The organism is Microbacterium phosphatis (assembly GCF_049177115.1).
Taxonomy (GTDB): Bacteria; Actinomycetota; Actinomycetes; order Actinomycetales; family Microbacteriaceae; genus Microbacterium; species Microbacterium phosphatis.
The window spans coordinates 2,642,084-2,659,890 of record NZ_CP185370.1 but is presented as its reverse complement, the minus strand read 5'-3'; the positions used below and the strand labels follow the sequence as shown (position 1 = coordinate 2,659,890).

General features: G+C 71.8%; 17 protein-coding genes. 10 read left to right on the top strand and 7 right to left on the bottom strand.

Annotated features, from left to right (window positions below):
• Positions 1 to 3 precede the first annotated feature (3 nt).
• Positions 4 to 651: a YigZ family protein gene (locus ACOKGD_RS12675; RefSeq protein ID WP_342337580.1), complete on the bottom strand. Its 648-nt coding sequence runs from the start codon at positions 649 to 651 to the stop codon at positions 4 to 6.
• A 103-nt stretch (positions 652 to 754) separates the two neighbouring features.
• On the opposite strand from ACOKGD_RS12675, the gene ACOKGD_RS12670 reads away from it, so the two are divergent.
• Both ACOKGD_RS12670 and ligD read left to right on the top strand, forming a co-directional pair.
• Positions 755 to 1,996, top strand: a complete 1,242-nt coding sequence (locus ACOKGD_RS12670) for an SseB family protein (protein ID WP_342337578.1) — start codon at positions 755 to 757, stop codon at positions 1,994 to 1,996.
• 64 nt (positions 1,997 to 2,060) lie between these two features.
• Positions 2,061 to 3,110: a non-homologous end-joining DNA ligase gene (gene ligD / locus ACOKGD_RS12665; protein ID WP_342337577.1), complete on the top strand. Its 1,050-nt coding sequence runs from the start codon at positions 2,061 to 2,063 to the stop codon at positions 3,108 to 3,110.
• 15 nt (positions 3,111 to 3,125) lie between these two features.
• Here ligD and ACOKGD_RS12660 read toward each other — a convergent pair whose 3' ends face one another.
• Complete coding sequence (locus ACOKGD_RS12660) at positions 3,126 to 3,668, bottom strand: ATP-dependent zinc protease family protein (protein ID WP_342337576.1); 543 nt, start codon at positions 3,666 to 3,668, stop codon at positions 3,126 to 3,128.
• A 34-nt stretch (positions 3,669 to 3,702) separates the two neighbouring features.
• Here ACOKGD_RS12660 and rimK point away from each other — a divergent pair, with 34 nt between their 5' ends.
• A complete protein-coding gene (gene rimK / locus ACOKGD_RS12655; RefSeq protein WP_342337575.1) occupies positions 3,703 to 4,908 on the top strand; it encodes a 30S ribosomal protein S6--L-glutamate ligase in 1,206 nt (401 codons plus the stop codon).
• Between the two features lie 15 nt (positions 4,909 to 4,923).
• Here the strand turns inward: rimK and ACOKGD_RS12650 are convergent, their stop codons facing one another.
• From ACOKGD_RS12650 to ACOKGD_RS12640, 3 genes are all read right to left on the bottom strand, one after another.
• On the bottom strand, positions 4,924 to 5,997 hold the full coding sequence (locus ACOKGD_RS12650; RefSeq protein ID WP_342337574.1) for an ATP-dependent DNA ligase: 1,074 nt from the start codon (positions 5,995 to 5,997) through the stop codon (positions 4,924 to 4,926).
• 68 nt (positions 5,998 to 6,065) lie between these two features.
• Positions 6,066 to 7,517, bottom strand: coding sequence for a phytoene desaturase family protein (locus ACOKGD_RS12645; protein WP_342337573.1), 1,452 nt, complete (start codon positions 7,515 to 7,517; stop codon positions 6,066 to 6,068).
• 64 nt (positions 7,518 to 7,581) lie between these two features.
• On the bottom strand, positions 7,582 to 8,817 hold the full coding sequence (locus tag ACOKGD_RS12640; protein WP_342337572.1) for an acyl-CoA dehydrogenase family protein: 1,236 nt from the start codon (positions 8,815 to 8,817) through the stop codon (positions 7,582 to 7,584).
• Between the two features lie 102 nt (positions 8,818 to 8,919).
• Between ACOKGD_RS12640 and ACOKGD_RS12635 the strand changes: the two genes are divergently transcribed.
• The 3 genes from ACOKGD_RS12635 to sucD all read left to right on the top strand — a co-directional run bounded on the left by ACOKGD_RS12635 (position 8,920) and on the right by sucD (position 11,375).
• Positions 8,920 to 9,084, top strand: coding sequence for a hypothetical protein (locus ACOKGD_RS12635; protein ID WP_342337571.1), 165 nt, complete (start codon positions 8,920 to 8,922; stop codon positions 9,082 to 9,084).
• Positions 9,085 to 9,278: 194 nt separating this feature from the next.
• A complete protein-coding gene (gene sucC / locus ACOKGD_RS12630; RefSeq protein ID WP_342337570.1) occupies positions 9,279 to 10,445 on the top strand; it encodes an ADP-forming succinate--CoA ligase subunit beta in 1,167 nt (388 codons plus the stop codon).
• A 27-nt stretch (positions 10,446 to 10,472) separates the two neighbouring features.
• A complete protein-coding gene (gene sucD / locus ACOKGD_RS12625) occupies positions 10,473 to 11,375 on the top strand; it encodes a succinate--CoA ligase subunit alpha (RefSeq protein WP_342337569.1) in 903 nt (300 codons plus the stop codon).
• 75 nt (positions 11,376 to 11,450) lie between these two features.
• On the opposite strand, the gene ACOKGD_RS12620 is transcribed toward sucD, so the two are convergent.
• Positions 11,451 to 12,890 (bottom strand): NCS2 family permease, encoded by a 1,440-nt coding sequence (locus ACOKGD_RS12620; RefSeq protein ID WP_342337568.1) that lies wholly within the window; start codon positions 12,888 to 12,890, stop codon positions 11,451 to 11,453.
• Positions 12,891 to 12,986: 96 nt separating this feature from the next.
• Complete coding sequence (locus ACOKGD_RS12615) at positions 12,987 to 13,424, bottom strand: nitroreductase family deazaflavin-dependent oxidoreductase (RefSeq protein WP_342337567.1); 438 nt, start codon at positions 13,422 to 13,424, stop codon at positions 12,987 to 12,989.
• Between the two features lie 74 nt (positions 13,425 to 13,498).
• On the opposite strand from ACOKGD_RS12615, the gene ACOKGD_RS12610 reads away from it, so the two are divergent.
• From ACOKGD_RS12610 to purH, 4 genes are all read left to right on the top strand, one after another.
• Positions 13,499 to 13,936: a nitroreductase family deazaflavin-dependent oxidoreductase gene (locus tag ACOKGD_RS12610; protein WP_342337565.1), complete on the top strand. Its 438-nt coding sequence runs from the start codon at positions 13,499 to 13,501 to the stop codon at positions 13,934 to 13,936.
• A 61-nt stretch (positions 13,937 to 13,997) separates the two neighbouring features.
• Entirely contained in the window at positions 13,998 to 15,335 is a 1,338-nt protein-coding gene (locus ACOKGD_RS12605; RefSeq protein ID WP_342337564.1) for a cell division protein PerM, read from the top strand.
• Positions 15,336 to 15,339: 4 nt separating this feature from the next.
• On the top strand, positions 15,340 to 15,933 hold the full coding sequence (gene purN, locus ACOKGD_RS12600; protein WP_342337563.1) for a phosphoribosylglycinamide formyltransferase: 594 nt from the start codon (positions 15,340 to 15,342) through the stop codon (positions 15,931 to 15,933).
• 56 nt (positions 15,934 to 15,989) lie between these two features.
• Positions 15,990 to 17,600 carry a bifunctional phosphoribosylaminoimidazolecarboxamide formyltransferase/IMP cyclohydrolase gene (gene purH / locus ACOKGD_RS12595; protein WP_342337562.1) on the top strand — a complete coding sequence of 537 codons (1,611 nt, stop codon included), beginning with the start codon at positions 15,990 to 15,992 and terminating at the stop codon, positions 17,598 to 17,600.
• Positions 17,601 to 17,807: the final 207 nt, after the last annotated feature.

The following is a 17,807-nucleotide window of genomic DNA, read 5'->3' as shown; positions in this document are numbered from 1 at the left end:
GAGCTAGGGCCTCGGCACGTCCACGACGCGGGTCTCGCCGGTCACCGGCGCAAGCGCGCCCGACGACCACGCGGCGGCGGCCTCCCGGAGGTCCGGCAGCAGGTCGGCGGGGATCCACGCGCTCAGCGTCGCCTGCCCGCCGTAGAGCGTCTCGCCGATGACCCCGTCGCGGCCCGACAGCCAGTCGCGCAGCAGGTTGTCCATCCGGCCGGCGTCGGCGTGGTCGACGGCGAGCATCACCTCGGTCAGCTCGCGCCGGTCGACGAGCTCGGCCGCGTCCAGGCACTCGGAGACCGCCGACGAGTACGCGCGCACGAGGCCACCGGCGCCGAGCTTGATGCCGCCGAAGTACCGCGTCACGACCACCACGACGTCGGTGAGCCGCCGCTGCCGCAGCACCTCGAGCATCGGCATGCCGGCGGTGCCGGAGGGCTCGCCGTCGTCGTTCGACCGACCCTGATCGCCGCGCAGACCCGTGATCATGGCCGTGCAGTTGTGGCGCGCGTCCCAGAACTCCTTGCGGATCGACGCGATGACCGCCTCGGCCTCGGCGACGGAGGCCACCGGTGTCGCCCGGGCGATGAACCGCGACTTCTTGATCACGAGCTCATGCTCGACCGGGCGCGCGATCGTCGAGGGGTAGGCGGACATCCCTGCCACGCTACCCGGGCGACATTCCGGGGCGGGGGAGCGCGGACCCCGGGTGGAGATCACTACCCGGGACGTGATTGACCACGGCACGTAGGCTGAGCCCATGGGAATGTTCTCGCGGAAGAAGAAGAACGACGACCAGCCGGCCGCCGAGGTCTCCGCCGAGCAGCCGGTGGAAGAGGGCGAGGCGGCCGAGGCCGTCCAGCCCGAGACGCCGGCCGAGCCCGCGCCGCAGGTGGGCATCTCGATGTCGTCCTTCCGAGGGCTCGGCGGCGACGCCGGCCCGCAGGTCGCCCAGCCGCCGGCCGCCCCGCCGCAGGGCGATCCGCGCCTTCCCACCCCGAACGACACGCTGCGGCCGGGCACCGCGCCGGCCGACGCCCCCGCGCAGCCGGCGGCTCCCGCCAAGCGCGAGCTGCCGCTGGCCCCCGCCGCCCCGCCCGAGAAGCTCGAGACGGTGCCGGGCCTGCGCGACAACGCCCTGCTGCGCGAGGCGCTCGCCGCCCTGCCCGAGAAGCCCACCGGCGTGCAGCTGCTCGGCGTTGTGCGGCAGCTGCTGCAGGGACACGTCTTCCTGCGTGTGCAGGGCAACGCCCGTGAGCAGCTGGCCGAGGGCAACGGCCGCCTCTCGTTCGGCATCGCCCGCGACGGCGACAAGACCTACATGCTCGTGTTCAGCTCGGGCAAGGCGCTGCACGACGCCGTGCGCGCGGACGGCGACGCCTCGACCTCCGCGGTGGGCCAGCCGGTCGGCGCGATCCTGAAGCACCTCGTCGAGCAGGACTTCGCCGGCATCATCGTCGACAACAACTCGGCCCCGCACCGGGCCGTGCTGCCGCGCGAGGTGCTCGAGCGCGCCCTCGGGCAGGCCGACCCCGGGCTCCGCCTCAAGGCCGCGATCGCCGCCCCGCGCGACGCCGAGAGCCCCCGCAAGGTCGCCGAGATCCTCGCCGCCGGAGTTCCGCTGTGGGTCGCGGTCGGCCAGGCCGCCGCGAACGACCAGGTGGGCATCGCCGAGGCGCGCCTCGTCGACGGCACCCGGCTGCTGCAGGTGTTCTCGCACCCCCTCGAGGTGGCCGCTCAGGGCCGGGAAGAGCGCGCGCTGCCGCTCACGCCGGCCCGCGTCGGGCAGATCCTGCGCGAGCACGAGGCCCTCGGCGGTGTGCTCATCGACCCGGCGGGCCCCCTCATCACCATCTCGCGCGACGAGCTCGCCCCCGTCCTCGCCCTCCCGGCGGAGCCGGCGGCCACCCCGCAGGGCGCCGAGCAGACCGCGGCCACCACCGCGGCGCCCGACGAGGTCGTGCCGGGGCCGGTGGACGGCGCACCCGACCTCGACGACTGACACGACCCCGGCGCTCCCGCGCAACCCCGTACCGCTGATCGTCGCGGATCCGTAGGGTGGCGGCATGGCGTCGGAGCGCATCACCCTGACCATCCCCGGGCCGGACGGCGACCGCGAGGTCGGCCTGTCCAGCCCCAACCGCGTGCTGTGGCCCGAGGTGGGGATCACCAAGCACGAGCTCGCCGAGTACGCCCTCGCGGTGGCCGGCCCCTTCCTCGCGCACAACGGGCACCGGCCCGTCTCGCTCGAGCGCTACCCCGACGCGGTCGGCGGCGAGATGTTCTTCTCGAAGAACCCGCCCAAGGGCGCACCGGCGTTCGTCGAGTCCGAGACCGTCCGCTACAACAGCGGGCGGCGCCATCCGCAGCTCGTGCTGACGGAGCCCGCGGCGATCGTCTGGGCCGTGCAGATGAACACGGTGGTGTTCCACCCGTGGGCCTCGCGGGTGCCGGTGACCGACAATCCCGTCGAGCTGCGCATCGACCTCGACCCGCAGCCCGGCACCGGCTTCGCCGACGCCATCCCCGCGGCCCACGCGCTGCGTGAGGTGCTGCAGGAGGCGGGGCTCGAAGCCTGGATCAAGACCAGCGGCAACCGCGGCCTGCACGTGTTCGCGCCGATCGTGCCCGAGTGGGAGTTCCTCGACGTGCGGCATGCGGTGATCGCCGCCGGGCGCGAGCTCGAGCGCCGGATGCCCGACAAGGTCACCACCGCCTGGTGGAAGGAGGAGCGCGGAGAGCGCATCTTCGTCGACTTCAACCAGGCCAACCGCGATCGCACCATGGCCGGCGCCTACAGCCCGCGCGCTCTGCCGCACGCCTCCGTCGCGACCCCGGTGCACTGGGACGAGCTCGACGAGGTCGATCCGAAGGTCTTCACCGTCCGCACCATCCCGGATCGACTCGCGCAGGGCGATCCGTGGGCGGGCATCCAGGATCACCCCGGCCGCATCGACACCCTGCTCGCGTGGTGGCAGCGCGATCTCGACGAGGGGCTCGGCGAGCTGAACTTCCCGCCCGAGTTCCCGAAGATGCCGGGCGAGCCGCCGCGGGTGCAGCCCAGCAAGAAGAACGCCGAGAACTGGGACGCCGATGGCAACCGGATCGGCGACTGACGGTCGCGCGCCGGGTCAGTCCTCGGCGGGGTGGCGGAAGCTGCGACGCGAGACGCGCTCGGGCGAGCGCTCGTCGACCCGCTTGTTGGCGCGGCGCACGTCGCGCGGCGGACGCTCGCCGAGGAACGACGCGGCCGAGTCGACGAGGTACTGCCCGGCCAGCAGCTCGCGCCCGAGCAGCATGCGGAACCCCATGGCGTCGCGCCGAGTGAGGGTGACCTCGGCGGGGACCAGGTCGCCGTGGAGACGCACGTCGAGGACGACCACGATCCGCTTCTCGGTGTGACCCGACGAGCTGCGCACGCGACGGCGGTCGTGGACGGGCAGCTCGACGGTCACCGCGTCGTGCGCGCTCCGCTGCCACGGGTGCACCTCGAACCGCACCCAGGGGGCGCCGTCGCGCTCGAACTCCTTCAGCCCGAACGCGTGCAGCGACGACGTCTGGGCGCCGGTGTCGACCTTGGCCTTGAGCCAGTCGACGCCGACTCCGGGCAGACCGACCCACTCGCGCCAGCCGACGAGCTTCTGCTCGCCGGGGGTGATTGGATGGGTGGACACGCCCCTATCCAACCAGCAACCGAGGGACGCATCAGTGAAGATCGCCATCCTGTCACGCGCGCCGCGCGCGTACAGCACCCAGCGACTGCGGGCCGCAGCCATCGATCGCGGCCACGACGTCAAGGTGCTGAACACGCTGCGGTTCGCGATCGACCTGGCCAGCGACGAGCCCGATCTGCAGTTCCGCGGGCGCCGCCTGTCCGACTACGACGCGATCATCCCGCGCATCGGCAACTCGATCACGTACTACGGCACGGCCGTGGTGCGCCAGTTCGAGCAGATGGACGTCTACACGCCCAACACGGCCAACGGCATCGCGAACTCCCGCGACAAGCTGCGGGCGAATCAGATCCTGTCCCGACACGGCATCGCGATGCCGGCGACCGCGTTCGTGCGCGATCGCGCCGACGTGGTGCCCGCGATCGAGCGGGTGGGCGGGGCGCCCGTCGTGCTGAAGCTGCTCGAGGGCACGCAGGGGATCGGCGTGATCCTCGCGCCCGAGATCAAGGTGGCCGAGGCCATCGTCGAGACGCTGCAGTCGGCGCGTCAGAACGTGCTGATCCAGCGCTTCATCAAGGAGTCGCGCGGCAAGGACATCCGCGCCCTCGTCGTGGGCGACCGGGTCGTCGCGGCGATGCGCCGCTCGGCCAAGGGCGACGAGTTCCGCTCGAACGTGCACCGCGGCGGCTCGGTCGAGCGCGTCGAGCTCAGCGAGGAGTACGAGCGGGTCGCCGTGCGCGCCGCGCAGATCATGGGCCTGAAGGTGGCCGGTGTCGACATGCTCGAGTCGGACGAGGGGCCCCTCGTGATGGAGGTCAACTCGTCGCCAGGCCTGCAGGGCATCGAGGAGGCGACCAAGCTCGACGTCGCCGGCGCGATCGTCGACTACATCGCCAACCAGGTCGCCTTCCCCCAGATCGACGTGCGCGAGCGCCTCGCCGTCTCGACCGGGTACGGCGTGGCCGAGCTCGTCGTCCACGGCGACGCCGAGCTCGTGGGCACGAGCCTTGCCGAGTCCGGCCTGCGAGAGCGCGACGTCACCGTCCTCACGCTGCACCGCGGCGCCTCGGTCATCCCGAACCCGAAGGGCAGCTGGGTGCTCGAGGCCGAGGACCGACTGCTCTGCTGGGGCAAGCTCGAGGAGATGCGCTCGATGATCCCCGAGCGTCCCAAGCGCCGCCCGCGCGTCAAGAAGCTCCCGAAGAACCCCATCCCCGAGCGCACCGAGACCGAGGAGTGAGCGGACCGGATCCGCTCAGTCGATGACGTCGCCGAGGTCGTACGTGGCGGGCACGTCGAGCTGCGCGAAGCGGCAGGAGGTCGCCTCGCGGTCGGGGCGCCAGCGCTCGAACTGCACGGTGTGACGGAAGCGCATCCGGAACGCCGGATCGCCCTCCAGCTGGTCGTAGCGCACCTCGAGCACACGCTCGGGCCGCAGCGGCACGAACGAGACGTCCTTCGACGACGAGAAGCGGTTCCGCTCGCCCTCGGCGGTGACGATGTCGCCGTTCTCGTCGCGTGAGACGAGGGGCTCGAGCTCGTCGATGAGCTCGAGCCGGCGCTTGTCGCTGAAGGCGCTGACGCCCCCGACGCTGTGCAGCTCGCCCTCCTCGTCGTACAGGCCCACCAGGATCGATCCCACGCCGTTCCCGCTCTTGTGGATGCGGTAGCCGACGGCGACGACGTCGGCCGTGCGCGCGTGCTTGATCTTCAGCATCGTGCGCTTGCCCGGGGCGTAGGGCTGGTCGGCGGGCTTCGCGACGACGCCGTCCAGGCCGGCGCCCTCGAACTCGGCCAGCCACTGCTCGGCGAGCTCGCGGTCGTCGGTCGCGCGCGTCAGGTGCAGCGGGTGCGGGGCGTCCTCGAGCAGCGCCTCGAGGCGCGCCCGCCGCTCACGGAACGGCAGGTCGAGCAGCGACTCGTCGCCCACCGTCAGCAGGTCGAACGCGATCAGCATCGCCGGCGTCTCGGCGGACAGCTTCGCGACGCGGGACGCGGCCGGGTGGATCCGCTGCGACAGCGTGTCCCACGACAGGCGCTGCGAGCCGGGCTCGCCCACCGCGATGACGATCTCGCCGTCGATCACACACGGGGGCGTCGGGCACAGGCGCGGCAGGGTCTCGCCGAGCGCCTCGACGAGCTCCGGGAAGTACCGCGTCAGCGGCTTCGCCCCGCGCGAGCCGAGCTCGACGCTCTCGCCGTCCCACGACGCGATGACGCGGAATCCATCCCACTTCGGCTCGAACAGGATCCCGCCGGGGTGCTTCGCCGGATCCGGGATCGCGGCGACGGCCTTGGCGAGCATCGGGGCGGGGATGTCATGGGGCATGCCGCCATCCTGCCGGGCCGCGTGGCGCGAGGCCAGGGCCGCACGGCCCCCGTGCGCCGCGAGAGCGCTCAGAACAGGTCGGCCAGCGTGGCGCGCTCGCCGGCGTCGGCGAGCGCGGTGCGCGCCGCGTGCCAGCCGGCCATGCCGTTGACGCCGGGCCCCGGAGGGGTCGACGCCGAGGCGAGGTAGACGCCCGGCAGCGGGGTGCGCCACGGCGCGGTCGACAGCACGGGGCGGCGCAGCGCCTGCGCCATGGTGAACGCGCCGCCGAGGATGTCGCCGCCGATCTCGGCGGGGTTCAGCGCCTCTCGCGAGGCGGCGGGAACGGCGTGCGAGGCGAGGATCCGATCGCGGAAGCCGGGGGCGAACCGCTCGATCTGCCGCGTGATGTGCTCGGTGGGGTCGAGGGTGGATCCGTTCGGCACGTGCATGTACGCCCAGAGCACCGCCTTGCCTGCGGGGGCGCGCGAGGGATCCAGGATCGACGGCTGCACGGTCAGCACATAGGGGCTGTCGCTGACGCGGCCGCGGGCCACGGCGTTCTCGCTCGCCATCACCTCGGCGCGGGTGCCGCCCACGTGGACGGTGGGGGCGTGGTGCACGTCCGGGTTCGTCCACGGGACGGGGCCGTCGAGCGCGAAGTCGACCTTGGCCGCGGCGGCGCCGTATCGGTAGCCGCGGATCGCCCTCGCGTACTTCCCGGGGAGCCCGGGGTGCGAGAGCAGCAGGCGCGGCGAGCCCGCCAGCAGCAGGATGTCGCCGGCGTCCGGGTCGCCCCAGTCGAGCCGCGTGAGGTCGGTGATGTGGCGATCCGTCTCGATGAGGCCGCCGTGCGCGCGGAGGTCGTCGGCGAGGGCGTCCGGGATCGCCTGGGCGCCGCCGATCGGGTACGCCCACCCCTCGTCGGTGTGCGCGAGGGCCGCGAGCAGCACACCCGAGGCCGCGCCCGCGAGCGACGGGAGCGAGGTGTTCGCGTGGGCGAGCACACCGCTCAGCAGCGCCGCGCCCTCCTCGGTGCGGAACGTGCGGCCGCCGAGCGCCGAGCCCGCCTCGAGCACCCGCAGCCCGTACCGGATCGTGGTGAGGGGGTCGTGCGGCACGCGCAGCAGCTGGTTGCCGGTGAAGTCGAGGACGCCCTCGATGTGGCGCGCGAGCGGTCGCGCGAGCGCCCGCCATGCGCGCCCGTCGGGGCCGAGGTCGGAGACCGTGCGGTCGAGATCGCGCCAGGCGACCGCGGCGCGCCCGCCGTCGAGCGGCTGAGCGAACGACGCGTCGGGCGTGATCCAGCCGATCTTCTCGTCGATCCCGAAGGCGCGGAAGAAGGGAGACGTGATCGCGGCGGGATGCACGGCGGAGCAGATGTCGTGCCGGAACCCCGGCAGCGTCAGCTCGGCCGTCCGGGTGCCACCGCCGACCGTGCTCGCCGCCTCCAGCACCGTGACGGCATACCCCGCACGGGCCAGCGCGACTGCGGCCGCGAGGCCGTTCGGCCCGCTTCCAACGACGGTTGCCCGAGTCATGGGATCAGTCTGTCACCACCCTCCGTCCGGTGAGCGGGCGATGCTCGCTCACCGAGGGAGCGGGTCAGACGAAGGCCCCGACGCCCGTGATGTCGCGGCCGATGATGAGCGCCTGGACCGACTCGGTGCCCTCGTAGGTGTGGATGGCCTCGATGTCGGCGAGGTGCTGCATCACCCGGTTCTCGAGCAGGATGCCGTTGCCGCCGAGCAGGTCGCGGGCGGTGCGGGCGATGTCGCGGGCGGTGCGGGTGTTGTGGAACTTCGCGAGCGACGCCTGTGTCGGGCGGAGGGTGCCCGACGCCTCGAGGTCGGCGAGGCGGCGGCAGTACAGCTGCATCGCCGTGAGCTGCGACAGCATCTGCGTCAGGCGCTCCTGCACCATCTGGAACTTCGCCAGCGGCTTTCCGAACTGGGTCCGCTGCGTCGAGTACGCCAGTGCCGCCTCGTAGCAGGCGGTGGCATGGCCGAGCGCCGACCACGCCACGCCCGAGCGCGTGGCGAACAGCACGGTCGAGGTGTCCGCGAACGAGTGCGTGCCCGGCAGGACCGCGTCCTCGGGCAGCCGCACGTCGTCGAGGGTGATGTGCGCCTGGTGGATGCCGCGCAGCGACAGCTTCCCGGTGATGACCGTGCCGGTGTAGCCCGGGGTCCCCTGCGGGACGAGGAAGCACCGCACCCGCCCGTCGTCGGGGTCGCCGGCGTGGGCGACGCGCGCCCACACGAAGGTGATGCCGCCCGATGCCCCGTTGCCGATCCACTTCTTCGCGCCGCGCAGGATCCATTCGCCGGTCTCGGGATCGACGCGTGCGGACGTCTCGAGCGACGTCGAGTCGGACCCGTGGTCGGGCTCGGTCAGGGCGAACGCCCCGAGGACCTCGCCGGTCGCGAGCGGCCGCAGCCAGGCGGCCTGCTGGGCGTCGGAGCCGAACAGCGCGAGCGTGCGCAGGGCGAGGCCGCCCTGCACCGCGATGACCGTGCCGAGCGAACCGTCGGCGCGCGAGACCTCCATGTTCACGAGGCCCGCGGCCAGCGGCGACATCGCGGTGAGCGCGGGGTGCTCGATGCCGTCGACGAACAGGTCGGCGCCGCCCAGCGCGGACAGCGCCTCGAGCGGGTACTCGGCCCTGTCCCACGCCTCGGCCATACGCGGCGCGAGGGCCTCGCCGACCTCGCGGGCACGGGCCCACTGGTCGCGATCGGCCCCGTCCACATCGGCGAAGACCGCGTAGTAGTCGGTGTCGAGGGGGGACGTGACGTCGTAGGAGAGGACCTTCTCTCCGGGGAACAGCTCCGGTGCCATGCCGCCACGCTAGGCCAGCACTCCCGGACACGGGGAGTCGTTTGGAGGATTCCGCAGGCCCTAGACTGGACGGGTTCCCGACGCCTTCACGGAGGTCCTCTTATGTTCATCATCTCGCTGATCCTGTTCCTCGGCGGCTTCGCGCTGTTCGGGCTCGCGTTCAACATCGAGATGCTGCAGGGCGTCGTCTTCGCGGCCGGCATCATCGCCGTGTGCCTCGCCATGGCGCTGCCCATGCACTTCGGCAGCACGCAGAAGTCGCGCTGACACCACACTCTTCCCGAACGCGGTCCCGGATCATCCGGGGCCGCGTTTCGCGTCTGCGGGGAGCCCGTGGGAGCGCTCCCTGCGAGGATCCGGAATGGGTGTCGCCCGACGGCGGTAGTAGGCTGGGGACTCGTCAAATATCTTGACGTCGAGACATTCAGTCTCCTCCCGTGGCCCCACCGAAGGAATGCAACGTGGACCTGTACGAGTACCAGGCTCGAGACCTTTTTGAGAAGTACGAGGTGCCGGTGCTCGCCGGTATCGTCGCCGACACCCCGGAGGAGGTGAAGGCAGCTGCCGAGAAGATCGGCGGCGTCGTGGTCGTCAAGGCTCAGGTCAAGACCGGTGGTCGTGGCAAGGCCGGCGGCGTCAAGGTCGCGAAGACCCCCGACGAGGCGTACGAGGCCGCGAAGGCGATCCTCGGTCTCGACATCAAGGGCCACGTCGTCAAGCGCGTGATGGTCGCCCAGGGCGCCGACATCGCCCGCGAGTTCTACTTCTCGGTGCTGCTGGACCGCGCCAACCGCTCGTACCTGTCGCTCGCCTCGGTCGAGGGCGGCATGGAGATCGAGCAGCTCGCCGTCGAGAAGCCCGAGGCGCTCGCGCGCATCGAGGTCGACCCGCTGCAGGGCATCGACGAGGCCAAGGCCCTCGAGATCGCCCGCGCCGGCGGCTGGGACGAGGAGCTCGCCCCCAAGGTGGCGGCCGTATTCGTCAAGCTCTACGACGTCTACAAGACCGAGGGCGCGACCCTCGTCGAGGTCAACCCGCTCGTCCTCACGGGCGCCGGCGAGATCGTCGCCCTCGATGGCAAGGTGTCGCTCGACGACAACGCCAGCGAGGTGCGCCACCCCGAGCACGAGGAGCTCGAGGACAAGGACGCCGCGGACCCGCTCGAGGCGAAGGCGAAGGCCAACGGCCTCAACTACGTCAAGCTCGACGGCCAGGTCGGCATCATCGGCAACGGCGCGGGCCTCGTGATGTCGACGCTCGACGTCGTCGCGTACGCCGGCGAGAACCACGGCGGCGTGAAGCCCGCAAACTTCCTCGACATCGGCGGCGGCGCGAACGCCACCGTCATGGCCAACGGCCTCGATGTGATCCTCGGCGACGAGCAGGTCAAGTCGGTCTTCGTCAACGTCTTCGGCGGCATCACCTCGTGCGTCGCCGTGGCCGAGGGCATCGTCAAGGCCCTCGAGATCCTCGGCGACACGGCCACCAAGCCGCTCGTCGTGCGCCTCGACGGCAACCAGGTCGAGGAGGGTCGCGCGATCCTCGCCGCCGCCAACCACCCGCTCGTCACCCTCGCCGCCGGCATGGACGAGGGCGCCGACAAGGCCGCCCAGCTGGCCAACGCCTGAGCCCCGGATCGGATAAGGACTAGACAGATGTCGATCTACCTCAACAAGGACTCCAAGGTCATCGTCCAGGGCATCACGGGCGGCGAGGGCACCAAGCACACCGCCCTGATGCTCAAGGCCGGCACCAACGTCGTCGGCGGCGTGAACGCCCGCAAGGCCGGCACCACGGTCTCGCACACGGACAAGGACGGCAACGCCGTCGAGCTGCCCGTCTTCGCCTCGGTCGAGGAGGCCATCGCGGCCACCGGCGCCGACGTGTCGATCGCGTTCGTGCCCCCGGCCTTCACGAAGGACGCGATGGTCGAGGCCATCGACAGCGAGATCCCGCTGCTCGTTGTGATCACCGAGGGCGTGCCCGTCGGCGACACCGCCGAGGCGTGGGCCTACGCGAAGTCGAAGGGCAACAAGACCCGCATCATCGGCCCGAACTGCCCCGGCATCATCACGCCGGGCGAGGCCCTCGTGGGCATCACGCCCGCGAACATCACGGGCAAGGGACCGATCGGCCTCGTGTCGAAGTCGGGCACACTGACCTACCAGATGATGTTCGAGCTGCGCGACCTGGGCTTCTCGACCGCCATCGGCATCGGCGGCGACCCGGTCATCGGCACGACGCACATCGACGCGCTCGCCGCGTTCGAGGCCGACCCCGAGACCAAGGCCATCGTCATGATCGGCGAGATCGGCGGCGACGCCGAGGAGCGCGCGGCCGACTTCATCAAGGCCAACGTCACCAAGCCGGTCGTCGGCTACGTCGCGGGCTTCACGGCCCCCGAGGGCAAGACGATGGGTCACGCGGGCGCGATCGTGTCCGGCTCGGCCGGCACCGCCCAGGCGAAGAAGGAGGCCCTCGAAGCCGCCGGCGTCAAGGTCGGCAAGACGCCGTCCGAGACCGCCTCGCTGATGCGCGAGATCATCGCCGGCCTGTAAGCAGCCGCTGCGTACGACGAAGGCCCCGTCCGAACGGACGGGGCCTTCGTCGTACCCGGCGCGGGCGATCCGGGATCAGGCGCCCAGCAGGGCCTCGATCGGGCCGCGGGCGAAGAAGATCAGGAAGCCGGCCGCCACGATCCACAGCAGCGGGCTGACGCGGCGCGCGCGCCCCGACAGCGACTGGATGAGCACCCAGGCCACGAAGCCCGCGCCGATGCCGTTGGCGATCGAGTAGGTCAGCGGCATCACGGTGACCGTCAGGAACACCGGCAGCAGCACGCGGAAGTCGGTGAGGTCGATGTGCGCGATCTGCGACATCATCATCGCGCCCACGATGACGAGCGCGGCGGCGGCGATCTCCGTCGGCACGATCGAGGTGAGCGGGGTGAGGAACATCGCCAGCAGGAACATCACGCCGGTCACCACGTTGGCAAGACCCGTGCGAGCGCCCTCGCCGATGCCGGATCCCGACTCGATGAACACGGTGTGCGACGACGACGAGGTCGCGCCGCCGACGACGGCTCCGACGCCCTCGACGATCAGGGCCGACTTGATGCGCGGGAAGTCGCCGTTCTCGTCCGACAGGCCGGCCTCCTTGGCAAGGCCGGTCATCGTGCCCATGGCGTCGAAGAAGTTCGAGAACACCAGCGTGAACACGATCATGATGAGGGTGACGCTGGAGACCTTGCCGAGGTCGAAGCCGAAGTCGACGGCGCCGATGAGGCTCAGGTCGGGGATGGAGAACGGCGAGCCGGTGAGCGCCGGCACGGTGAGGCTCCAGCCGCCCTTGCCGTCGGCCGCGGGCCCGAAGTGCCAGATCGCCTCGGCGATCACGGCGAGCACGGTGCCGCTGACGAGACCGATCAGGATGCCGCCCTTGACGCGCAGGGCGACGAGCACACCCGTGATCACCAGGGTGACGACGAACAGCAGCGTGGGAACCGTCGTGACGGACCCGCCGATGCCGAGGCCCACCGGCGGCGAGGCCGTGCCGGTCGAGGTGACGAAGCCGGCGTCGACGAAGCCGATGAAGGCGATGAACAGGCCGATGCCGACCGTGATCGCCAGCTTCAGCTGCATGGGCACCGCGTCGAAGATCATCTTCCGCAGGCCGGTCGCGGCCAGCAGCACGATGATCAGACCGTTGATGATGACCAGGGCCATCGCCTCGCGCCAGGTGACGTCGCCGACGACCGAGAACGCCAGGAAGGCGTTGATGCCGAGGCCCGCGGCGAACGCGAACGGCAGACGCGTCACGAGGCCGAACAGGATCGTCATCACGCCCGCCGACAGGGCCGTCGCGGCCCCCACGGCCGGGAACGCCAGGGTGTTGCCGTCGACGTCCGGCGAGCCCGTGAGGATGATCGGGTTCAGGATGACGATGTACGCCATCGTGACGAACGTCACGATCCCGCCGCGCACCTCGGTGCCGATGGTCGAGCCGCGCGCGGTCACGGAGAAGAAACGGTCGATTGCGCCCTGGGGTTCGGTTGCGGGGGCAGTTGTGCTCATGAGTCGGGTGCACCTCCGCCCGTGAACCTATCGCGCGGGCGCCCCGCGAGCCTTATTTCCCGCTGGATGCGCGCCGCTCGGGCGGGGCCGCGCGGCTCAGGACGGCAGGATCGCGAAGACGGGATGCTGCGGGGCGATCGCCTCGAAGGCGGCGAGATCGGCATCCGGCGCCGCGGCGACGTGCGGGCGCACGATCGGAATGCGCTGCACGTACTGCTTGAGCACCGGCGCGGCCGCGACGGGGGAGGTGATCTCCTCCACCCGGATCCGCTCGCGTCGCGCCCCGCGCTCGAGAGTCGCCTCTCCGGCTGCCCGCAGGTTCACGACCCAGCCCGTCGCGCCGTAGGGGGCCACGAGGTACCGGCGCCCCGCGACGGTGATCGGCGTCACCGGCACCGTGCGCGGTTCGCCCGAGCGACGGCCGGTGACCGTGAGCGACGAGATGCCCGAGGGGGCGAGCCCGCGCCGGCCGAGCGCCGCCATGATCCGATCGATCCGCTGACGGATCGGGGTGCTCTTGTAGGTGCCGGCCATGCGGCCCACCGTACGGCCAGAGAGGTTCCGGCGAAAGCCGCCCCGGGCACCCGGATCGGCTCTACTCTGGGGCCATGCCGCTGAATGGGGAGTACCTGCCGTCCGTCTCGGAGTGGGCGCGCACGCAGGCCGAGACGTACGAAGCCACCAACGGCGCCGAGGGCGGTGAGCTGCAGGGCAAGCCCGTGATCGTGCTGACCACGGTCGGCGCGAAGACCGGCGGCCTGCGCAAGACCGCGCTGATGCGCGTCGAGCACAACGGCCACTACGCCGTCGTCGCCTCGAAGGGCGGGGCGCCGGACGCACCGCAGTGGTACTGGAACATCCTGAAGAACCCGCACGTCGAGCTGCAGGACGGCGCCGACAAGCGCGACTACACCGCGCGCGAGCTCGAGGGCGCCGAGTACAACGAGTGGTGGGCGCGCGCGACCGCCGTGTGGCCCGCGTACAACGACTACCAGGCCAAGACCGACCGCCGGATCGCCGTGTTCGTGCTGGAGCCCACCGCCTGACGCGATGACGCGGTGAGCCGCCGGGGAAGTCGCGACGGCCGCACGTAGAGTCGGGGGCGTTATGCATCGCCTCGTCGTCGCCCTGCTCGCCGCCCTCGATGCCGCCGTCGCCGGTGTGGTCGGATGGGCGGCCGCGCTCGTCCCGCTGATGCTGATGTGGGTGTTCGCCTTCGGCGGCCTCGCCGACTGGTCGGCGCTGTGGCCCGCGACGATCCGCATCTGGCAGCTCGGCAACCTCGTCCCGCTCACGCTGACGCTCGGCGACGACTTCCTCGTCGAGATGGGCCTCCCCGAGGAGGCGGCGTCCTTCAGCCTCTCGCTCGCCCCCCTCGCCTTCGCGGTGCTGATCGCGCTGTTCGCGGCGCGCTCCGGCCGGCGCGCGCTCCACTCGGGGCGCTGGTTCACGGGCGTTGCGGCGGGCACCGCCACCGCGGCGGTGATGGCCCTCATCGCCCAGCTCACCAGCGGCAACCCCGTGGCCGCCGTCGCGCCGTGGCAGGCGATCCTGTTCCCCACGCTCGTGTACGGCGTCCCGATGCTGATCGGGGCCGTGACCGGGGCGTGGACGGAGGGTGATGACGGCATCGTCGACCGGATCCACGACATCGCCGATCGCTTCCGTCCGGGCTGGCGCGAGTTCCCCGCGCTGATGGTGCGGGGCGGCGGCATGGCGCTGGCGGGGATCGTCGCCTTCGCCGCCGCGACCATCGCCGTCGCGGTGCCGCTCCGCGGCGGCAGCATCATCGCGCTCTACGAGTCGACGCAGACCGACCTCATCGGCGCCGTGCTGCTCACGCTCGCGCAGTTCGCATACCTGCCCACCCTCATCGGCTGGGCGGTGGCCTGGATCGCCGGTCCCGGCTTCGCCCTCGGTGCCGGCACGGGCGTCACCCCGGCGGGCACGCAGCTCGGGGTGCTGCCGGGGGTCCCCGTGTTCGGGCTCATCCCCGAGAACGGGTCGCCGCTGCTGCTGCTCGCCGTGCTCGCCCCGATCCTGGCCGGTGCGGTCGCGGGCTGGGGGATCCGGATCGCCTTCCGCGCCGAGGCGCAGGCCGAGGGGTCGGATCATGAGCCGACCGCCCCCCGCGTGATGCTCGCCGTCGGCATCGCCGCCGTCGCCGGCGCGGGCGCCGCGCTGCTCGCGGTGCTGACGTCCGGGTCGCTCGGCCCGGGGCGCCTCGCGGTCGTCGGACCGGACCCGGGAGCGGTGGCGCTCGCCGTCGGGATCGAGGTGCTCGTGGGCGCCGGGATCCTGCTCCTCGCCCCGCGTTCGTATGAGCGCGGGCTCGCCGACTTCGTCCGCGGCGACGACGACCGCGACGATGACCACGAGGGCGACGACCGCGCCGCGGGGCCGGATCGGGCGGCTGAGCGGGCGACGTCGGCGTCGGTAGACTGAGCGAGTGCTGAAGGTCGCCGTCCTCATCTCGGGCACTGGTTCCAATCTCCGGGCCCTCCTCGAGGCGGCGAGCGACCCCTCGTATCCGGCGCGAATCGTGGCCGTCGGCGCCGATCGCGCCGCCGCCGGGCTCGCGCACGCCGACGAGTTCGGCATCCCGTCCTTCACCGTGCCGTTCGCCGACTTCGCGTCGCGCGACGAGTGGGGCGAGGCGCTCGAGCGCGAGCTCGCGGCGGCCGCCCCCGACCTCGTTGTGCTCAGCGGGCTCATGCGGCTGCTGCCGCGCGGAGTCGTCGCGCGCTTCGCACCGCAGATCATCAACACCCACCCGGCGTACCTGCCCGAGTTCCCCGGCGCCCACGGCGTCCGCGACGCGCTCGCCGCGGGCGTCGACCAGACCGGCGCCAGCGTGATCGTCGTCGACGACGGCGTCGACACCGGCCCGATCCTGGCGCAGGAGCGCATCCCCGTCCTGCCCGGCGACACCGAGGACACGCTGCACGAGCGCATCAAGCCCGTCGAGCGGCGCCTGCTCATCGACGTCGTCCGTCGCATCGCCACCGGCGAGCTGCGCCTCGACGCGCCCGCCATCCCCTGACCCCACCGATCCGATCCTTCCGATCCGGATACCCGCCTCACTCGAAGGAGCACCCCATGGCCGGCCCTCGCCACGACCCCTCGCTCTACCGCGACCGCGATGTGGTGCCGATCCGGCGCGCCCTCGTGTCGGTGAGCGACAAGACCGACCTGCTCAAGCTCGCCGAGGCGCTCTCCGCCGCCGGCGTCGAGATCGTCTCGACCGGGTCGACCGCCGCCACCATCCGCGAGGCGGGACATCAGGTCACCGACGTCGCCTCGGTCACCGGCTTCCCGGAGATGCTCGACGGCCGCGTGAAGACGCTGCACCCGAACGTGCACGGCGGCCTGCTGGCCGACCTGCGCCTCGAGAGCCACGAGAACGCGCTGGGCGAGCTCGGCATCGCGCCGTTCGAGCTCGTGGTGGTGAACCTCTACCCGTTCGTCGAGACCGTGACCTCCGGTGCCCAGGGCGATGACGTCGTCGAGCAGATCGACATCGGCGGCCCCGCCATGGTGCGCGCGTCGGCGAAGAACCACGCCAACGTCGCGATCGTCGTCGCGCCCGAGTCGTACCCGGCCGTCATCGACGCCCTCGCCAACGGCGGCACCACGCTGTCGCAGCGCCGCGAGCTCGCCGCTCGCGCGTTCGCCCACACGGCCGCCTACGACACCGCGGTCGCCCAGTGGTTCGCCGAGGAGACGATCCAGGGCGAGGAGAACCTGCCCGACCACCTGACGATCCAGGCCGAGAAGCTCGCCGACCTGCGCTACGGCGAGAACTCGCACCAGCGCGCCGCGCTGTACTCGCGGGTGGGCGGTCACGGCATCGCCCAGGCCACGCAGCTGCAGGGCAAGGAGATGTCGTACAACAACTACGTCGACGCCGATGCCGCCCTGCGCGCGGCGTACGACATGGTGCTGCCGGCCGTGGCCATCATCAAGCACGCCAACCCGTGCGGCATCGCGGTCGCCGCGCCCAACGCGCTCGACCCGATCGCCTCGGCCCACCTGCGCGCGCACGAGTGCGACCCGGTGTCGGCCTTCGGCGGTGTGATCGCCGCCAACCGCCCCGTCACGCTGAAGATGGCCGAGAACCTGCGCGACATCTTCACCGAGGTCATCGTGGCGCCCGACTTCGAGCTGGCGGCGCTGGAGGTCTTCAAGTCCAAGAAGAACCTGCGCCTGCTGAAGCTGCCGGAGGACTGGCGCCAGGAGCGCATGGACGTGCGCCTCGTCTCGGGCGGCCTGCTGCTGCAGGACGCCGACCGCTTCCCCGAGGACGACTTCGAGTCGGTCGCCCAGGACTGGCAGCTCGTGGCGGGTGAGGTGCCCGCCGACATCTCGGTGCAGGATCTCGTCTTCGCCTGGAAGTCGTGCCGCGCGGTGAAGTCGAACGCCATCGTCCTCGCCAAGAACGGCGCGACCGTGGGCGTCGGCATGGGCCAGGTCAACCGCGTCGACTCGTGCCGCCTCGCGGTCGAGCGCGCCGGCGACCGCGCCGCGGGCACGATCGCCGCGTCTGACGCCTTCTTCCCGTTCTCGGACGGCCCCGAGGTGCTGATGAACGCCGGGATCAAGGTCATCATCCAGCCGGGCGGATCCGTCCGCGACGAGGAGACCATTGCGCTCGCCCGCGAGCGCGGCGTCGCGATGTTCTTCACCGGAGAGCGTCACTTCTTCCACTGAGCCGCGGCTCGTCGAAGCGGCCCGGGTGCGATGCATCCGGGCCGTTTCGCGTCTCCCGGGCGGCGGCGGCCTCCACCGTGGCGGAGATCCGCACCGTGACGGATCGGGGGCCCGGACGGATCCGGATCGGCGCAGATCTCCGTCGGCGTGCAGGCCGCAGAACGCGGTAGGAGGGCTTATACGCCCCCTTCGCGGCCGGGGCAAGCC